Raw genomic sequence first — 14,730 nt, forward strand, 5'->3', positions numbered from 1 at the left:
GGTATTTGTTGGCTCTCGGAACATATACGCGCCCTGATCGTCGGCGCAAGGGCCTCGGAGACCGTTACCGGATCGAGATGAGCCGGGCTCACCGCGGCTATGCTCGCCGTCGTGCCCGCCGACGTGCCCCTCGCTGCCGACCCGACCACCGCCTCCGCCCGGCCCCGCGCGACGCCCGTGCTGCCGGGCTTCCACCCCGACCCGAGCGTCTGTCGGGCGCCCGGCGACGACGTGGTCTGGCTCGCGACGTCGACCTTCGAGTACTGGCCCTCCGTCGCGCTCTCCTCCTCGACCGACCTGCTGACCTGGGAGGCGCGGGGCTCGGTCGTCACCCGGCCCGGCGCCCTGGACCTGGCCGGCGTGCCCGACAGCGGCGGGGCCTACGCGCCCACGCTGCGGCACGGCCTCGGGCGCTGGTGGCTCGTCAGCACGGTGGTCGGCGGCGACCGGCCGGGGTCGTTCGCCTGCACCGCCGACGACCCGGCCGGCCCGTGGTCCGACCCGGTCGTCGTCGAGGGCGCGGAGGGCATCGACCCGGCGCTGTTCTTCGAGGCGCGGCCGGGCGGCCGGCGCGACCGCGTCTGGTGGCTCGGCACGCGCCTCCGCGACCCCGGCTCGTACGAGGGCGAGACCGAGATCTGGCTGCGCGAGCTCGACCCCGACACGCTGCGGCTGACGGGACCCGAGCACGTCGTCTGGACGGCCGCGCAGCGCGGCGCCGTCTGGAGCGAGGGGCCGCACCTGGTCGAGCGCGACGGCTGGTTCCACCTCGTCACCGCCGAGGGCGGCACCGAGCGGGCGCACGCCGTCGTCGCCGCCCGCTCGCGCGCCGTCACCGGGCCGTACGAGGTCGACCCGCGCGGCCCGCTGCTCACGCACCGGCACCTCGGGCAGGGGCACCCGGTCGTCGCCGTCGGCCACGCCGACCTCGTCGAGCTGCCCGACGGCGAGTGGCGCGCCACCGTGCTCGGCATGCGCCCGGTCGGCGGCCACACGGTGCTCGGCCGGGAGACCTTCCTCGCCCGGGTCACGTGGGAGGACGACCGCCCCGTCGTCAACGCCGGCGTCGGCCAGCTCGACGACGCGGTCGTCGGGCACGGGCCCCGCGTGCCGGAGGCGCGGGTCGACGACCTGAGGGGCTCCCGGCCCCTCGACGCGGCGTGGCTCTCGGTGCGCGGGGCGCCCTCCTTCGCGGTGCCGGGCTCCGACGGCCTGGCGCTCGACGGCGCCGGCGCCGCCCGCCTGCACGACCCGACCGGCGTGCCCGCGTTCGTCGGGGCGCGGCAGCGCGACCACCACGAGACGCTCGAGCTGGCCGTCACGGCGAAGCCGGGGGCGGGCGGAGCGGCGGGCCTCGTCGTGCGGCAGTCCGGCGCGGCCGACCTCCGCGTCGAGGTCGTGCGCGGGCTCGACGGCGACGGCCTCCGCGTGCGGATCGTGGCGCGCGAGGCCGGCGTCGACCGCGAGATCGCCGGTGCCACGGTGGAGGAGACCGGCTCGGGTGGTGTCGAGATGCTGCTCCGCGCCTCCTGCCGGGGCGACGCCTACGACCTCGTCGCGCTCGTCGTCGACCCCGAGGGCGGGCCGCCGGCCGAGCTGCTGCGGGCCCGGGCGGAGGCGCGGGTCGTCAGCACCGAGACGGCCGGCGGGTTCGTCGGCGTGGTCTGGGGCGCCGCGGTCGACGGGCGCGGTCAGCTCGTGCTGCACCGCGCCTCCCGCGCCGTCCGCTGACCTGGCCGTCCACTCCGGGCGCTCGCGGCCGCGGAAGTGGGCAGACCTCAGGTTGGACAAATCGTCAGCCGTTGCGCATGATGACCTCGCCGCCGATCGCACAGTCGTGCACCGGGGGAGCGCCTGCGTCGCCGCTCCTGTCCTGCGACGCACGACCGATCGAGGTGGATGCCATGGGTGCGACCCGTGACGACGTGGCGCGCCTCGCCGGCGTGTCGTCGAGCACCGTCTCGTACGCGATCAGCGGTCGGCGCACCATCTCGGAGGCGACCCGGCAGCGCGTCGAGCGCGCGATGGCCGAGCTCGACTACACCCCGAACGCCTTCGCCCGCGGCCTCGCCGGCTCGCGCGGCGGGATCCTCGCCCTGCACTACCCGTCCAGCCCCCGCGGCGTGACGTCGTCCGAGTTCGAGTACGTCGCCGCCGCCACCGAGCGCGCCCGGTCGTGCGGCTACCACCTGCTGCTCTGGTCGAACCCGATCGGCGACGTCGAGGGGCTCGGCAGCCTCGTCAGCGAGCGGCTCGTCGACGGCGTGATCCTCATGGAGCTGACCTCGACCGACGCCCGCGTCGAGGTGCTCGAGCGTGCCGGGGTGCCCTTCACCAACATCGGTCGGCCCGACGACGCGGGCCGCCTCTGGTTCGTCGACGCCGACTACGAGGCGATGGGCCGGCTCGCCGTCGACCACGTGGCCGACCTCGGGCACGAGCACCTGTTCTTCCTCAGCCAGGGCCTCGGCGCGCTCGAGCGGGGCTCGGGCCCGCTGACGCGGACGACGCGGGCGCTCGCGGGGCCGGTCCGCGACCGAGGCCTGCGGGTCGAGGTGGTCCACGCCGACACCTCCGTGCGCGGCGGGCGGGAGGCGTTCGCCGCGTTCGCCGCGCTGGTGCCGCGCCCGACGGCCGTGCTCGCCTTCAACGAGATGGCGCTCGCCGGCTTCGTCCAGGCCGCCGCGCTCGCCGGCTGTCGCGTGCCCGACGACGTCACCGTCGTCGCGCTGAGCATCGGCGACCTGGCCGCCGACATGACCTCCCCGCCCCTGACCACGGTGTCGCCGCCGGGCGACGAGATCGCCGCCGCGGCCGTCGACGACCTCGTCGCCGCCATCGAGGACCGCCGCGGCGAGGCGCCGCACCTGCTCGTCGCGCCGCGGCTCACGGTGCGCGGCAGCTCCGCTCCGCCGACGCGCTCCTAGGCGCGGTTGCGCGCCTCCGCACGGTGTGTGACACTCATCGTCGACGCGCGTCGATGACGACACGTCGACGGTCCGCTCGACAGCACGAGCGATCGCCCGCCGCACCACTCAATGAGGAGAACCCCATGCGAGCACCCCTGAACCGCCGCGTCACCGGCGGGATGGCCTTCCTGGCCGCCACGAGCCTCCTGTTGGTCGGCTGCTCCGGCAGCTCCGACCCCAACGACCCCAACGCCGGCGGCGGAGCCGGCGGGTCGGTCGGCACCGCCGACGGCGTCGTGAACGTCTACGGCACGATCAACGGCGACGAAGCGACCCTCCTCGAGCAGTCCTGGGCGGACTGGGAGAAGGAGAACGACATCGAGATCAAGTACACGGGCGACAAGGAGTTCGAGAAGCAGATCGGCATCAAGGTCCAGGGCGGCGACACCCCCGACCTCGCGATCTTCCCGCAGCCCGGCCTGCTGGCCGACACGGTCAAGTCCGGCAAGGTGCAGGAGCTCCCCGCCGACGCCCTCGCCAACGTCAAGGAGGGCTGGTCGGAGGACTGGCAGAAGTACGGCCAGGTCGACGGCACCCAGTACGGCGCGCCCCTCATGGCCAGCGTCAAGGGCTACGTCTGGTACTCGCCGGCGAAGTTCGCCGAGTGGGGCGTCGAGGTCCCGAAGACGTACGACGACCTCGTCGCGCTGTCGAAGACCATCCAGGAGAAGACCGGCGGCCCGTCGTGGTGCGCCGGCTTCAACTCGGGCGAGGCCTCGGGCTGGCCCGGCACCGACTGGGTCGAGGACCTCGTGCTGCGCGAGGCCGGCCCTGACGCCTACGACTCGTGGGTCGCCGGCGACACGAAGTTCACCGACCCCGAGATCAAGTCGGCCTTCGACGCGGTCGGCGAGATCCTCCTCGACCCGACGCTCGTCAACGCCGGCTACGGCGACGTGAAGTCGATCAACTCGACCGCGTTCGGCGACGTCGCGACCAACGTCGCGAACGGCAGCTGCGCCCTGACCCACCAGGCCTCGTTCTTCGAGGGCTTCCTGACCGCGGCGAACAACGCCGAGGGCCAGCCCGCCACCGTCGCCGAGGACGGCGACGTCTGGGCCTTCCTCACCCCGCCGATGGAGGAGGGCGACCCCGCCGCCGTCACCGGTGGCGGCGAGTTCGTCGCCGCGTTCTCGAACGACGACGACACCGCGAAGGTGCAGGCGTACCTCGCCAGCGCCGACTGGGCCAACAGCCGCGTCTCGCTCGGCGGCGTCATCTCCGCCAACCAGGGCCTCGACCCGGAGAACGCCGGCAGCGACCTGCTGAAGAGCGCCGTGGAGATCCTCCAGGGCACCGACACCACCTTCCGCTTCGACGGCTCCGACCTGATGCCCAAGTCGGTCGGCTCCGACAGCTTCTGGAAGGGCATGGTCGACTGGATCGACGGCAACGACACCGACTCGGTCCTCGAGGAGATCCAGGCCGGCTACACCTCCTAGTCGTCCTTCCGTCAGGGGCCGTCGTACGTCGGCGGCCCCTGACCCGTCCCCGAAAGGACAGCGATGTCCAGCTTCTTCCAGTGGTTGGCGGGTGTCCCGCCCCTGGCGCAGATCCCCCTGATCCTGCTCGCCTTCACCGCGCTCGTCGGCATCGTGCTCGTCTTCGTCGAGTTCGCCCCGCGTCGCGGCCTCCAGTACACGATCCTCCGGCTCGCCGTCTGCGTGCTCGTCCCGGTCGTGGTGCTCCTCGCGTTCGGCCTCTACAACTCGGTCATGTGGGTCGCGGTCGTCGCGGCCGTGCTCGGCGGCGGGCTGTTCCTGCTCGACTACCGCTCGAAGCGCGGCTCCGGCTACTCGCTCCAGCTGATCGCCTTCATGGCCCCCGCGGTCTTCTTCCTCATCATCGGCCTGATCTACCCGACGATCACCACGGCCGGCCAGGCCTTCATGAAGAACGACGGCTCCGGCTTCGCCGGCATCGACAACTTCATCTGGGTCTTCACGAGCCCCGACGGCCTCACCGCCTTCGGCAACACGCTGATCTGGGTGCTGCTCGCCCCGATCACGGCGACGGCCATCGGCCTCGCCTACGCCGTGTTCATCGACAAGAGCCGCGGCGAGAAGGTCCTCAAGCTGCTGGTCTTCATGCCGATGGCGATCTCGTTCGTCGGTGCGTCGATCATCTTCAAGTTCTTCTACGACATCCGTCAGGGCGAGCAGATCGGCCTCCTGAACGGCGTCCTGGTCGCGTTCGGCGGCCAGCCCGTCGACTGGCTGGGGCTCGAGCCCTGGAACACCCTGCTGCTCGTGATCGTGCTGATCTGGACCCAGGCCGGCTTCGCGATGACGGTGCTCTCCGCCGCCATCAAGGGCGTCCCCGCCGAGCAGCTCGAGGCGGCGTCGCTCGACGGCACCAACGGCTTCCAGGCCTTCCGCCACATCACCGTGCCGGGCATCCGCACGACGATCATCGTCGTGCTCACGACGATCTCGATCGCCTCGCTCAAGGTCTACGACATCGTCTCGGCGATGACCGGCGGCCGCAACGACACGACCATCCTCGCGTTCGAGATGGTGCGCCAGTTCCAGCTCGGCAGCCGCACCGGCTACAGCTCGGCGCTGGCCGTCATCCTGTTCGTCCTGGTGCTGCCGATCGTGATCTACAACGCCCGCCAGATCCAGAAGCAGAGGGAGATCCGATGACCGCCACGCCCACCCCGGTCGGGGTCGCCGTCCCCCCTCGCACCGAGAGCCAGCTGAAGCGCGGCGTCGCGAAGATCGAGAACTCCAGCGGCAAGCTGAAGAAGGGCACGACGAGCCGCGGGGCGACCATCGCCGCGCTGATCATCGCCGTGATCTGGACCCTGCCCACCGCCGGCCTCTTCATCTCGTCGTTCCGCCCCGCGACCGACATCAAGACGACGGGCTGGTGGACGGTCTTCGCCAACCCCGGCTTCACGCTCGACAACTACGTCAACGCGCTGAACTCGGGCGACAGCCTGACCCTCGGCAAGGCCTTCCTCAACTCGCTCGTCATCACGCTGCCCGCGGCGCTGATCCCGATCACGATCGCGAGCCTCGCGGCCTACGCGTTCGCCTGGATCGACTTCAAGGGCCGCAACACGATGTTCGTGCTGGTGTTCGCCCTGCAGATCGTGCCGATCCAGATGGCCCTCGTGCCGCTGCTGCGCCTGTTCTCGGACGGGCTCGTCATCGGCGGGCTGTACATCCTCCCCGGCCTCGGGGTGAACGGGCTCGACGGCTCGTTCGCCAAGGTGTGGATCGCGCACACGATCTTCGCCCTGCCACTGGCCATCTTCATGCTGCACAACTTCATCAGCGAGATCCCGGCCGAGGTCATCGAGGCCGCGCGCATGGACGGCGCGGGGCACGGACAGGTCTTCTTCCGGATCGTGCTGCCGCTGTCGATGCCGGCCATCGCCTCCTTCGGCATCTTCCAGTTCTTGTGGGTCTGGAACGACCTGCTCGTCGCGACGGTGTTCACGTCGGGCGAGGGGCTGCCGATCACGAAGGCCCTGCAAGACCTGTCGGGCTCGTACGGCCAGTCGTGGGAGCTGCTCACGGCGGGCGCGTTCATCTCGATCATCGTGCCGCTGATCGTGTTCTTCGCCCTGCAGCGCTTCTTCGTGCGCGGCCTGCTGGCCGGCGCGACGAAGGGCTGACCCCGAGGAGTCGCGGGTCGGCCCCCGCAGGCTGCCTCACCACGGACGCCGGTCCGGTGCACCCGCACCGGGCCGGCGTCCGTCGTCCGCCCGGGGCACGCGAGCGACGCCGAGGCGACGCGATCTGATGACGGCGAGACGACTCGACCTGGGCCCTCGACGGTGCCGTGGGCCCAGTTCGAGTCACCTCGTCCCGGCGAGGGCGCGAGGGCGCGAGGCGCCCGAGGTGCCCGAGGTGCCCGAGGCGCGGGAGTCGCGGGAGTCGCGGGTCACCTCGCGCGGGCCCGCGCACGCCGGAGGGGGCGGCGCCTCCACAGCACCGCCCCCTCCGTCCCCTCGCCCCCGCGCACCACGGCGGGGGCCCGGTGCCTCAGCGCACCGTCACCACCGAGGTCAGACGGCGGGTGTGGTCGACGACCCGCGCCTCCCCGGTCACCTCGACGTCGACCGCGGCGACGACGTCGCTGCTCGAGCGGGCGACCCGCAGCTGCAGGGCCCCCGTCTCGATGCGCCGCAGGCCGTCGCGACCGGTCGCCGAGGCGAGGTCGACCGGCACCACGATCTCGAGCACGGCCTGCTCGCCGGGCGCGAGCTGCGGGGTGCGCCCGTAGGCGACCAGCCGCTGCCCCGGCCGGACCGTCTCGGCCACCGGGTCGTGCAGGTAGACCTGCACGACATCGGCCCCGATCCGGTCGCCGGTGTTGTGCACGGTCACGTCGAGCGCGACCTCGCCGACGGTCGGCACGCGCAGCGGCCCGTCGTCGCCGCCGGGAACGACGACGTCCCAGTCGAAGGTCGTGTACGACAGCCCGTGCCCGAAGCCGAAGGCCGGCGTCGGGTCGACGTCCGACACGGCCGACCGCGCGGCGAGCGGGCTCTGCAGGTAGGTCGACGGCTGGGCTCCCGGGTGGGCCGGCACGCTCACGGGCAGCCGGCCCGAGGGCGTGACCGCGCCGGTGAGCACGTCGACGACGGCCGCCGCGCCCTCCTCGCCGGGGAAGAACGCCTGCACGACCGCGGCCGCCTCCGTGGCGGCGCGGCCGAGGGCGTAGGGGCGCCCGGTGAACAGCACGACGACCGTCGGCGTGCCGGTGTCGAGCACGGCGTCGAGCAGGTGCTGCTGCACGCCGGGCAGCGCGAGGTCGACGGCGTCGCAGCCCTCGCCGCTCGTGCCGCGGCCGAAGAGGCCGGCGCGGTCGCCGAGCACGACCAGCGCGACGTCGGCGTCGCGGGCGGCGTCGACGGCGGCGGGGATGCCGGAGGCGTCCGTCCCGTCCACGTCGCAGCCCGCGACGACCGCGCCCAGGCCGGGCGCCGCCTCCCGCAGGCGCTCCGCGAAGGTGGGCAGCTCGATGCCGACCGCGACGTCGGGGTGCTGCGACCCCACGTGCGCCGGGAACGAGTAGCAGCCGAGCAGCGCCGCGGAGGTGTCGGCGTTCGGGCCGACCACGGCGAGGCGCGGGGCGGTGCCCCGGTCGGCGCCGGTGCCCTGGTCGGCGCCGGAGGCCGAGCCGACCCCGGTCAGCGGGAGCGCCCCGGTGAGCGGCAGCACCCCGTCGTTGCGCAGCAGCACGACGGCCTCGTCGGCGAGCCGCCGGGCGAGGGCGCGGTTGCCGGCCGTGTCGAGGTCGATGTCGTCGGCGCGGGCGAGGGGCGCCTCCGGGTCCCACCCGGGGTCGAGCAGCCCGAGCTCGGCCTTCTGGGTCAGCACGCGGAGCGCGGCCCGGTCGATCAGGGCCTCGTCGACCTCGCCGGCGCGCACGGCGGCGACGAGGGCCGGCCCGAACGCGTCGACCGTGGGCAGCTCGACGTCGACGCCGGCGGCGAGGGCCAGCCCCGCCGCCTCGGCCCGCGAGCCCGCGACGCCGTGCAGCGTCTCGAGGAAGGCGACGCCGAAGTAGTCGGCGACGACGGTGCCGTCGAAGCCCCAGGTGTCGCGCAGCAGCCCGGTCAGCAGCGACTCGTCGGCGGCCGAGGGCACCCCGTCGATGTCGGTGTAGGCGTGCATGACGCTCCGCACGCCGCCGAGGGCCACGGCCATCTCGAACGGCGGCAGCACGACGTCGGCGAGCTCGCGCCGCCCCATCGAGACGGGGGCGAGGTTGCGGCCCGCGCGCGACGCCGAGTAGCCGGCGAAGTGCTTGAGCGTCGCGACGACGCCGGCGCTCTCGAGCCCCTGTACATAGGCGGTGGCGACGGTGCCCACGAGGTGCGGGTCTTCTCCGATGGTCTCCTCGACGCGGCCCCAGCGGGCGTCGCGGACGACGTCGAGCACGGGGGCGAGCCCCTGGTGCACGCCGACCGAGCGCACGTCGTCGCCGATGCGCGAGGCCATCTCGCGGACGAGCTCCGGGTCGAAGGAGGCGCCCCACGAGAGCGGCACCGGGTACGCGGTGGCGCCCCAGGCCGCGAAGCCCGCGAGGCACTCCTCGTGCGCGAGGGCCGGCACGCCGAAGCGGCCGCTCTCGACGATGGTGCGCTGGGTGCGGGCCAGCGAACGGGCGCCGGCCACGGCCTCGACCGGGGCCGTGCCGAACGGGCGCGTCAGCTGCCCGAGGCCCGTCGGCAGCAGCTCGTCGAGCGAGACGGGCTCGGCCATGTCGTGCTGGTGGGGCGCGACCTCGGCGCCGTCGGCTGAGGCGCCGACCCAGATGCCGAACAGCTGGGCGGTCTTCTCCTCGAGGGTCATCGCCGCGACGAGGGCCGCGGCGCGCTCCGCGGCAGGCAGGGCCGGGTCGCGCCAGGGGCCGTCGAGGGGGGCCGACGAGGAGGCGCGGGCCGGCTCCGCCGCCGCCCCTCCCGCCGCCGGGGCGCCGGCGCCGATGCCGGCGCTCGTGCTGGTGCTGGTGCTGGTGCCGGTGCTGGTGCTGGTGCTGCTGGTCATGTCACTTGCCGCCTACTCCGATGAGGCCCTGCACCAGCGCGCGACGCGCGAAGAGGTAGAGCACGAGGATCGGGATCATCGAGAGCACCACCGCGGCCAGGAGGCCGGGGATGTTCACGCCGTACTGGGTCTGGAAGTTGAAGAGTCCGAGGGTGACGACCCGGGTGTCGTCGGACTGCGTGAGGATCAGGGGGAAGAGGAAGCCGTTCCACGCCTGGAGCGCCGAGAAGACGACGATCGTCGCGAGGCCGCCCTTCGAGAGCGGCAGCACGAGCCGGAAGAACGCGCGGAACGGCGTCGCGCCGTCCATCGACATCGCCTCGTAGAGCTCGGGCGAGATGTCGCGCATGACGCCCGACAGGATGAGCGTGCAGACCGGCAGCGCGAACGCCGCGGTCGGCAGGATGACCCCGAGGAGGTTGTCGTACAGCCCGGCGACCGAGATCAGGTAGAAGATCGGCACGATCACGGCCTGCGCCGGCACCGCGAGCCCGAGCAGGAAGACGCGGAACACGCCCCGCACGAGCGGCGAGGTGCTGCGCACGATCGCGTAGGCGAGCGGCGGCACGAGCAGCAGCACGACGAGCACCACGGCGACCGTGACGAACAGCGTGTTGAGGAAGTACTGGGCGAAGCCGGTGTCGAAGGCGTCGACGTAGTTCGAGAGCGTGAAGTCGCCGAACGGCAGCGAGAGCGGGCCGTTCGCGGCGTAGCCGGTGCGGGTCTGCAGGGTGGCCGTGACCATCGCGTAGAGCGGCAGGGCCACGACGGCGAGCCAGATCGCGGCGAGGGTGCCGGCGATCCAGTTGGGTCGGGTGGTCATCAGACTCCTTCTGCCTGGGAGCGCATCTCGCCGTAGCCCGAGAACTTGACGACGATCAGCGAGATCGCCGTCGCGACGACCACGAGCGCGACCGCGATGACGCTGGCGCCGCCGAAGTCGAACGACGAGAAGGCCTTCTGGTACATGTACAGCGGCGAGACGAGCGTGTCGGTGCCGGGGCCGCCGTTGGTGAGGATCAGCACGGTCTCGAAGGTGGTGAGGCCGCCGACGAGCATGAGGATCAGCGACGTGACCACGGTGTTCTTGAGCTGCGGCAGCGTGATGCTGAAGAACTGGCGCACCGTGCCGGCGCCGTCGAGCGAGGCCGCCTGGTAGAGCACGGCGGGGATGCCGCGGGCGCCGCCCTGGTAGATCAGCGTGTGGAACGGCGTGTACTGCCAGGTGCTGACGAACACGAGCACCGCGATCGCCGTGCCCTGGTGGCCGAACAGGTTGCCGTCGCCGAAGAGCCAGGGCGCGCTGCCGGGGATGCCGAAGTTGGGGTCGAGCAGCGCTCGCCAGAGCACCGAGATGGCGGCCGACGAGAGCAGCAGGGGGATGAACCAGATCGCGACGACGGCGGCGCGGGCGCGCTGCTGGCCGGCGGCCCAGACCCCGAGGAGGAGCGAGACCGGGGTCTGGACCGCGATCGAGAGCAGCACGAGCACGACGGTCAGCCCGATGCTCTTCAGCAGCAGGGAGTCCTGGCCGATGCGGGTCCAGTTGTCGAGGCCGACGAACCGGGGGTCGCCGATGCCGCCCCAGGTGACGAACGACATCCAGACCGTGGCGACGAGCGGCACGAGGGCGAAGAGCCCGAAGAAGACGGTGGCGGGCAGCGCCCAGACGGAGCCGGGCCGGCCGACGGCGGCCTGCCCCGTCCGGGGCCGACCGGCACGGCGAACCGTGCCGGTCGACCCGAGCGCCCCGCGACGAGCGGTGGCGGACGACATCACGGAGCCTGCAGCGCCTGCATGGCGGCGATGAAGCCGTCCTCGTCGAGGGTGCCGCTGAAGTACTGCGCGACGGCGGTGTGGATCGGCGTCATCGCGGCGGGCGGGTAGGCCTGGTCCCACGAGAGCTGGAACGACGGGGCGTCGGCCACGAGGTCGAACTGGTACTGCGAGTAGGCCGGGTCGGCCGCCGTCGACAGGAAGTCGGGCGTGTTCGTCGTGGTCGGCAGGTTGCCGATCGCGAGCTGCTGCTGCACGAACTCGTCGCTGTACATGATCTTCAGGAAGTCCTCGACGGCGTCGGGGTACCGCGTGCCCTTGATGACCGAGTAGAAGTTGTTCGTGTTGCCCGCGAGGTTGGCCGGGTCGCCCTTGCCGCCCTCGACGGTCGGGAAGGTCGTGTAGCCGAGGTCGGTCGCGGCGAACTCCGGGTCCTCGTTCTGCTGCGTCGAGTACTCCCACGAGCCCATCAGCTCGAACGCGGCCTTGCCGGTGCGGAGCAGGGCGGGCGAGCCGCCGTCGGTGAACTTGACCGAGTCGAAGTTCGTGCCGAAGCCGCCGGCGTCGACGAGGTCGCGCAGCATGCCGAGCGCCTCCCTGCTGTCGTCGCTGGCCCAGGCGTCGGCGTCGCCGTCGAGGGCCGACTGGAACAGCTCGGGCCCGGCGACGCGGTCGTACGCGTACTGGAACCACATCTGGGTCGGCCACTGGTCGCCGCCGCCGAGCGCGATCGGGGTGACCCCGGCGCCCTTCAGCGTCTCGACGGCCGCCATCAGGTCGTCCCAGGTCTCGGGAACGGCGATGCCGGCGTCGGCGAGGACCTTCTTGTTGTAGAAGAGCATCACGGGCTGCGTGCCGCGCATCGGCACCCCGTAGGCCTTCTCGTCGAAGCGGGCCGTGTCGAAGACCGAGGGCAGGAAGGCCTCCTCCAGCTGCGGGTCGTCGGCGATCATGTCGTCGAGCGGCAGCAGCAGGTCGGCGTCGACGAACGGCTTGATGCTGCCGCCGCCCCAGTTGAAGAAGACGTCGGGCGCGCTGTCCGTGTCGATGATCGTCTGCAGCTTCTGCTGGTAGTTCGCGCCGGGGATGACGTCCAGGACGGCCTTGACGTCGCTGGTCTCGTTGAACTTCGCGACCACCGCCTCCTCGACCTTGTTGGTGGCGTCGCCGTACACGGCGACGTGGATCTCGTTCTCGGGGCGGCTCTCGGCGCCGGAGCCGCCGGAGCAGCCGGCGAGGAGCGCGCCGGTGGCGAGCGTCGCGACGACCGCGAGCGACCGCCGCAGTCGCCGGGAGCGGGGGGATGAACTGTTCATCGTTGAACACCTTCCGAAAGTTTCGGTGATTCGCCCGAAATGAGTGCCGGACGGTCGAAGCATAGGCAGGAGGCGCCCCCGAGGTCAATAGGTTGTCGCAGACCACAAATGGCGGGCGTCGTCGACCGCCAGCTACGATCACCGGATGGACGAGCTCGACGCCGCACCCCGGACGACGCTGGCCGAGGTGGCCGACGAGGCCGGGGTCTCGCTGTCGACGATCTCGAAAGTGTTGAACGCGCGGGCGGATGTATCGGCGAGCACCCGCGCCCGCGTCGAGGCCCTGCTCGAGGACCGCGGCTACCGCCGCCGGCCCTCGCCCTCCCGGTCGTCCACCCTCGTCGAGCTGGTCTTCCACGAGCTCGACTCGGCCTGGGCGCTCGAGATCATCCGCGGCGTGGAGGACGTCGCCCGCGCTCGCGGGCTCAGCGTCGTGCTCACCCAGAGCGGCGACCGGCACTCGCCCGACGCGGGCTGGGTCGACGGGGTGCTGCGCCGTCGACCGGCCGGCGTGGTGCTGGTCTTCTCCGACCTGGGGGAGTCGCAGACCGCCCAGCTGCGCTCGCGCGACATCCCCTTCGTGATCGTCGACCCCGCCGGCGACCCCGCGCCCGACGTGCCCTCGGTGGGCTCGGCCAACTGGTCGGGCGGCATGGCCGCCACCCGGCACCTGCTCGAGCTCGGCCACCGGCGGATCGCCGCGATCACCGGCCCCGACGACATGATGTGCTCGCTCGCCCGGCTCGACGGCTACCGCTCGGCGATGGGCGCCGCGGGCGTCGCCGTCGACGAGCGGCACGTCGCGTTCGGCGACTTCCAGGTCGGCGGCGGCCGCGAGGCGGCGATGCGGATGCTCCGGCTGCCCGAGCCCCCCACCGCGATCTTCGCGGGCAGCGACCTCCAGGCGCTGGGCGTCTTCGACGCGGCCCGCTCGCTCGGCCTCGCCGTGCCCGACGACCTCTCCGTCGTCGGCTACGACGACCTGCCGCTCGCCGAGTGGACGAGTCCCCGCCTCACCACCGTGCACCAGCCGCTGCGCGAGATGGCGCAGGAGGCGACGCGGCTCGTGCTCGGCGGCACCGCGGGGCGGCCGACCCGGCTCGACCTCGCGACGTACCTGGTGCGGCGCGAGAGCACGGCGGCGCCGGCGCCCGCCGCAGCCGCCTAGCCGGCCTGCCGCAGCGGCGCGCGCCCGGCGAACGTCGCCCGGTACGCCCGCGGCGTCGTGCCCAGCACGCGCCCGAAGTGGTGCCGCAGTACGGCCGACGACCCGAAGCCGACGCTCGCCGCGATCGCGTCGAGCCCGAGCGACGTCGTCTCGAGCAGCTGCTGGGCCCGCAGGAGGCGCTGCCTCGTCACCCAGGCCGCCGGCGTCGTGCCCCGCTCGGCCCGGAAGCGCCGGGCGAACGTCCGCGGCGACATGTGCACCCGCGCGGCCAGCGACTCCACCGGGAGCTCCTCGTCGAGGTGCTCGAGCACCCACGCCGTGAGGGGAGCGAGCGAGGTGTCGGGCTCGGCCGGCAGCGGGGACTCGATGAACTGGCTCTGGCCGCCGTCGCGGTGCGGGGGCACCACCATGCGCCGGGCGACGACGTTCGCGGCGGCGGCGCCGGCCACCCGGCGGACGAAGTGCAGGCAGGCGTCGATGCCGGCCGCGGTGCCGGCCCCGGTGATGACGCGGCGGTCCTCGACGAAGAGCACGTCGGGGTCGACCGTGACGGCGGGGTGCTCGGCGGCGAGGCGGTCGGCGTACATCCAGTGCGTGGTGGCGCGGCGGCCGTCGAGCACGCCCGCCGCCGCGAGCACGAAGGCGCCGCTGCAGACGCTGATCAGCCACGCGCCGCGGGCCTCGGCGCGGCGGATCAGGTCGAGGGCCGCGGGGGAGAGTGCGTCGGGGCCGGTGCCGAGGGCGGGCACGCAGATGACGTCGGCGCCCTCGGCGGCGTCGAGCCCCAGCTCGACCGTGATCGAGAAGCCCTGGTTCGTGCGCACGAGGCCGGGGCGCTCGGTGACGACCCGGTGCTCGAAGGCGGGGCCGCCGGCGGCGCGGCGGTCGAGGCCGAAGACCTCGCAGAGCACCCCGAACTCGAAGGGGGCGACGCCGTCGGCGACGAGGGTGGCGACGGTCAGGGGCTCCACGGGTCTCCTCGAGGTGGTCGT

The 14,730-nt window shown here is 73.0% G+C and carries 11 protein-coding genes; 6 read left to right on the forward strand and 5 right to left on the reverse strand.

Annotated features, from left to right (window positions below; translation table 11 throughout):
* Positions 1–111 precede the first annotated feature (111 nt).
* From FHR77_RS14535 to FHR77_RS14555, 5 genes are all read left to right on the forward strand, one after another.
* Entirely contained in the window at positions 112–1,731 is a 1,620-nt protein-coding gene (locus FHR77_RS14535; protein ID WP_167261501.1) for a family 43 glycosylhydrolase, read from the forward strand.
* Positions 1,732–1,904: 173 nt separating this feature from the next.
* Positions 1,905–2,927 (forward strand): LacI family DNA-binding transcriptional regulator, encoded by a 1,023-nt coding sequence (locus FHR77_RS14540; RefSeq protein ID WP_167261503.1) that lies wholly within the window; start codon positions 1,905–1,907, stop codon positions 2,925–2,927.
* A 125-nt stretch (positions 2,928–3,052) separates the two neighbouring features.
* On the forward strand, positions 3,053–4,411 hold the full coding sequence (locus FHR77_RS14545; protein ID WP_167261505.1) for an ABC transporter substrate-binding protein: 1,359 nt from the start codon (positions 3,053–3,055) through the stop codon (positions 4,409–4,411).
* Positions 4,412–4,474: 63 nt separating this feature from the next.
* Positions 4,475–5,614 carry a carbohydrate ABC transporter permease gene (locus FHR77_RS14550; protein WP_167261507.1) on the forward strand — a complete coding sequence of 380 codons (1,140 nt, stop codon included), beginning with the start codon at positions 4,475–4,477 and terminating at the stop codon, positions 5,612–5,614.
* On the forward strand, positions 5,611–6,594 hold the full coding sequence (locus tag FHR77_RS14555; protein ID WP_056058608.1) for a carbohydrate ABC transporter permease: 984 nt from the start codon (positions 5,611–5,613) through the stop codon (positions 6,592–6,594). Before FHR77_RS14550 ends, FHR77_RS14555 begins: the two co-directional genes overlap by 4 nt.
* A gap of 370 nt (positions 6,595–6,964) precedes the next feature.
* Here FHR77_RS14555 and FHR77_RS14560 read toward each other — a convergent pair whose 3' ends face one another.
* Genes FHR77_RS14560 through FHR77_RS14575 form a run of 4 tightly spaced genes read right to left on the reverse strand, consistent with a single transcriptional unit; the run spans position 6,965 to position 12,570 of the window.
* Positions 6,965–9,478, reverse strand: coding sequence for a beta-xylosidase/alpha-l-arabinosidase (locus FHR77_RS14560; protein ID WP_167261509.1), 2,514 nt, complete (start codon positions 9,476–9,478; stop codon positions 6,965–6,967).
* A 1-nt stretch (position 9,479) separates the two neighbouring features.
* Complete coding sequence (locus FHR77_RS14565; protein ID WP_056058617.1) at positions 9,480–10,301, reverse strand: carbohydrate ABC transporter permease; 822 nt, start codon at positions 10,299–10,301, stop codon at positions 9,480–9,482.
* Positions 10,301–11,254: a carbohydrate ABC transporter permease gene (locus FHR77_RS14570; RefSeq protein ID WP_167261511.1), complete on the reverse strand. Its 954-nt coding sequence runs from the start codon at positions 11,252–11,254 to the stop codon at positions 10,301–10,303. Before FHR77_RS14570 ends, FHR77_RS14565 begins: the two co-directional genes overlap by 1 nt.
* The gene (locus FHR77_RS14575; RefSeq protein ID WP_056058623.1) at positions 11,254–12,570 is read right to left on the reverse strand and encodes an ABC transporter substrate-binding protein; all 1,317 of its coding nucleotides are present in this window, start codon (positions 12,568–12,570) and stop codon (positions 11,254–11,256) included. Before FHR77_RS14575 ends, FHR77_RS14570 begins: the two co-directional genes overlap by 1 nt.
* 145 nt (positions 12,571–12,715) lie before the next feature.
* Here FHR77_RS14575 and FHR77_RS14580 point away from each other — a divergent pair, with 145 nt between their 5' ends.
* Positions 12,716–13,738 carry a LacI family DNA-binding transcriptional regulator gene (locus FHR77_RS14580; protein ID WP_056058627.1) on the forward strand — a complete coding sequence of 341 codons (1,023 nt, stop codon included), beginning with the start codon at positions 12,716–12,718 and terminating at the stop codon, positions 13,736–13,738.
* Here FHR77_RS14580 and FHR77_RS14585 read toward each other — a convergent pair.
* Positions 13,735–14,709 carry a GlxA family transcriptional regulator gene (locus FHR77_RS14585; RefSeq protein ID WP_341777402.1) on the reverse strand — a complete coding sequence of 325 codons (975 nt, stop codon included), beginning with the start codon at positions 14,707–14,709 and terminating at the stop codon, positions 13,735–13,737. The two genes, FHR77_RS14580 and FHR77_RS14585, sit on opposite strands and share 4 nt — an antisense overlap.
* Positions 14,710–14,730: the final 21 nt, after the last annotated feature.

The organism is Frigoribacterium endophyticum (genome assembly GCF_011759585.1).
GTDB lineage: Bacteria > Actinomycetota > Actinomycetes > Actinomycetales > Microbacteriaceae > Frigoribacterium > Frigoribacterium endophyticum.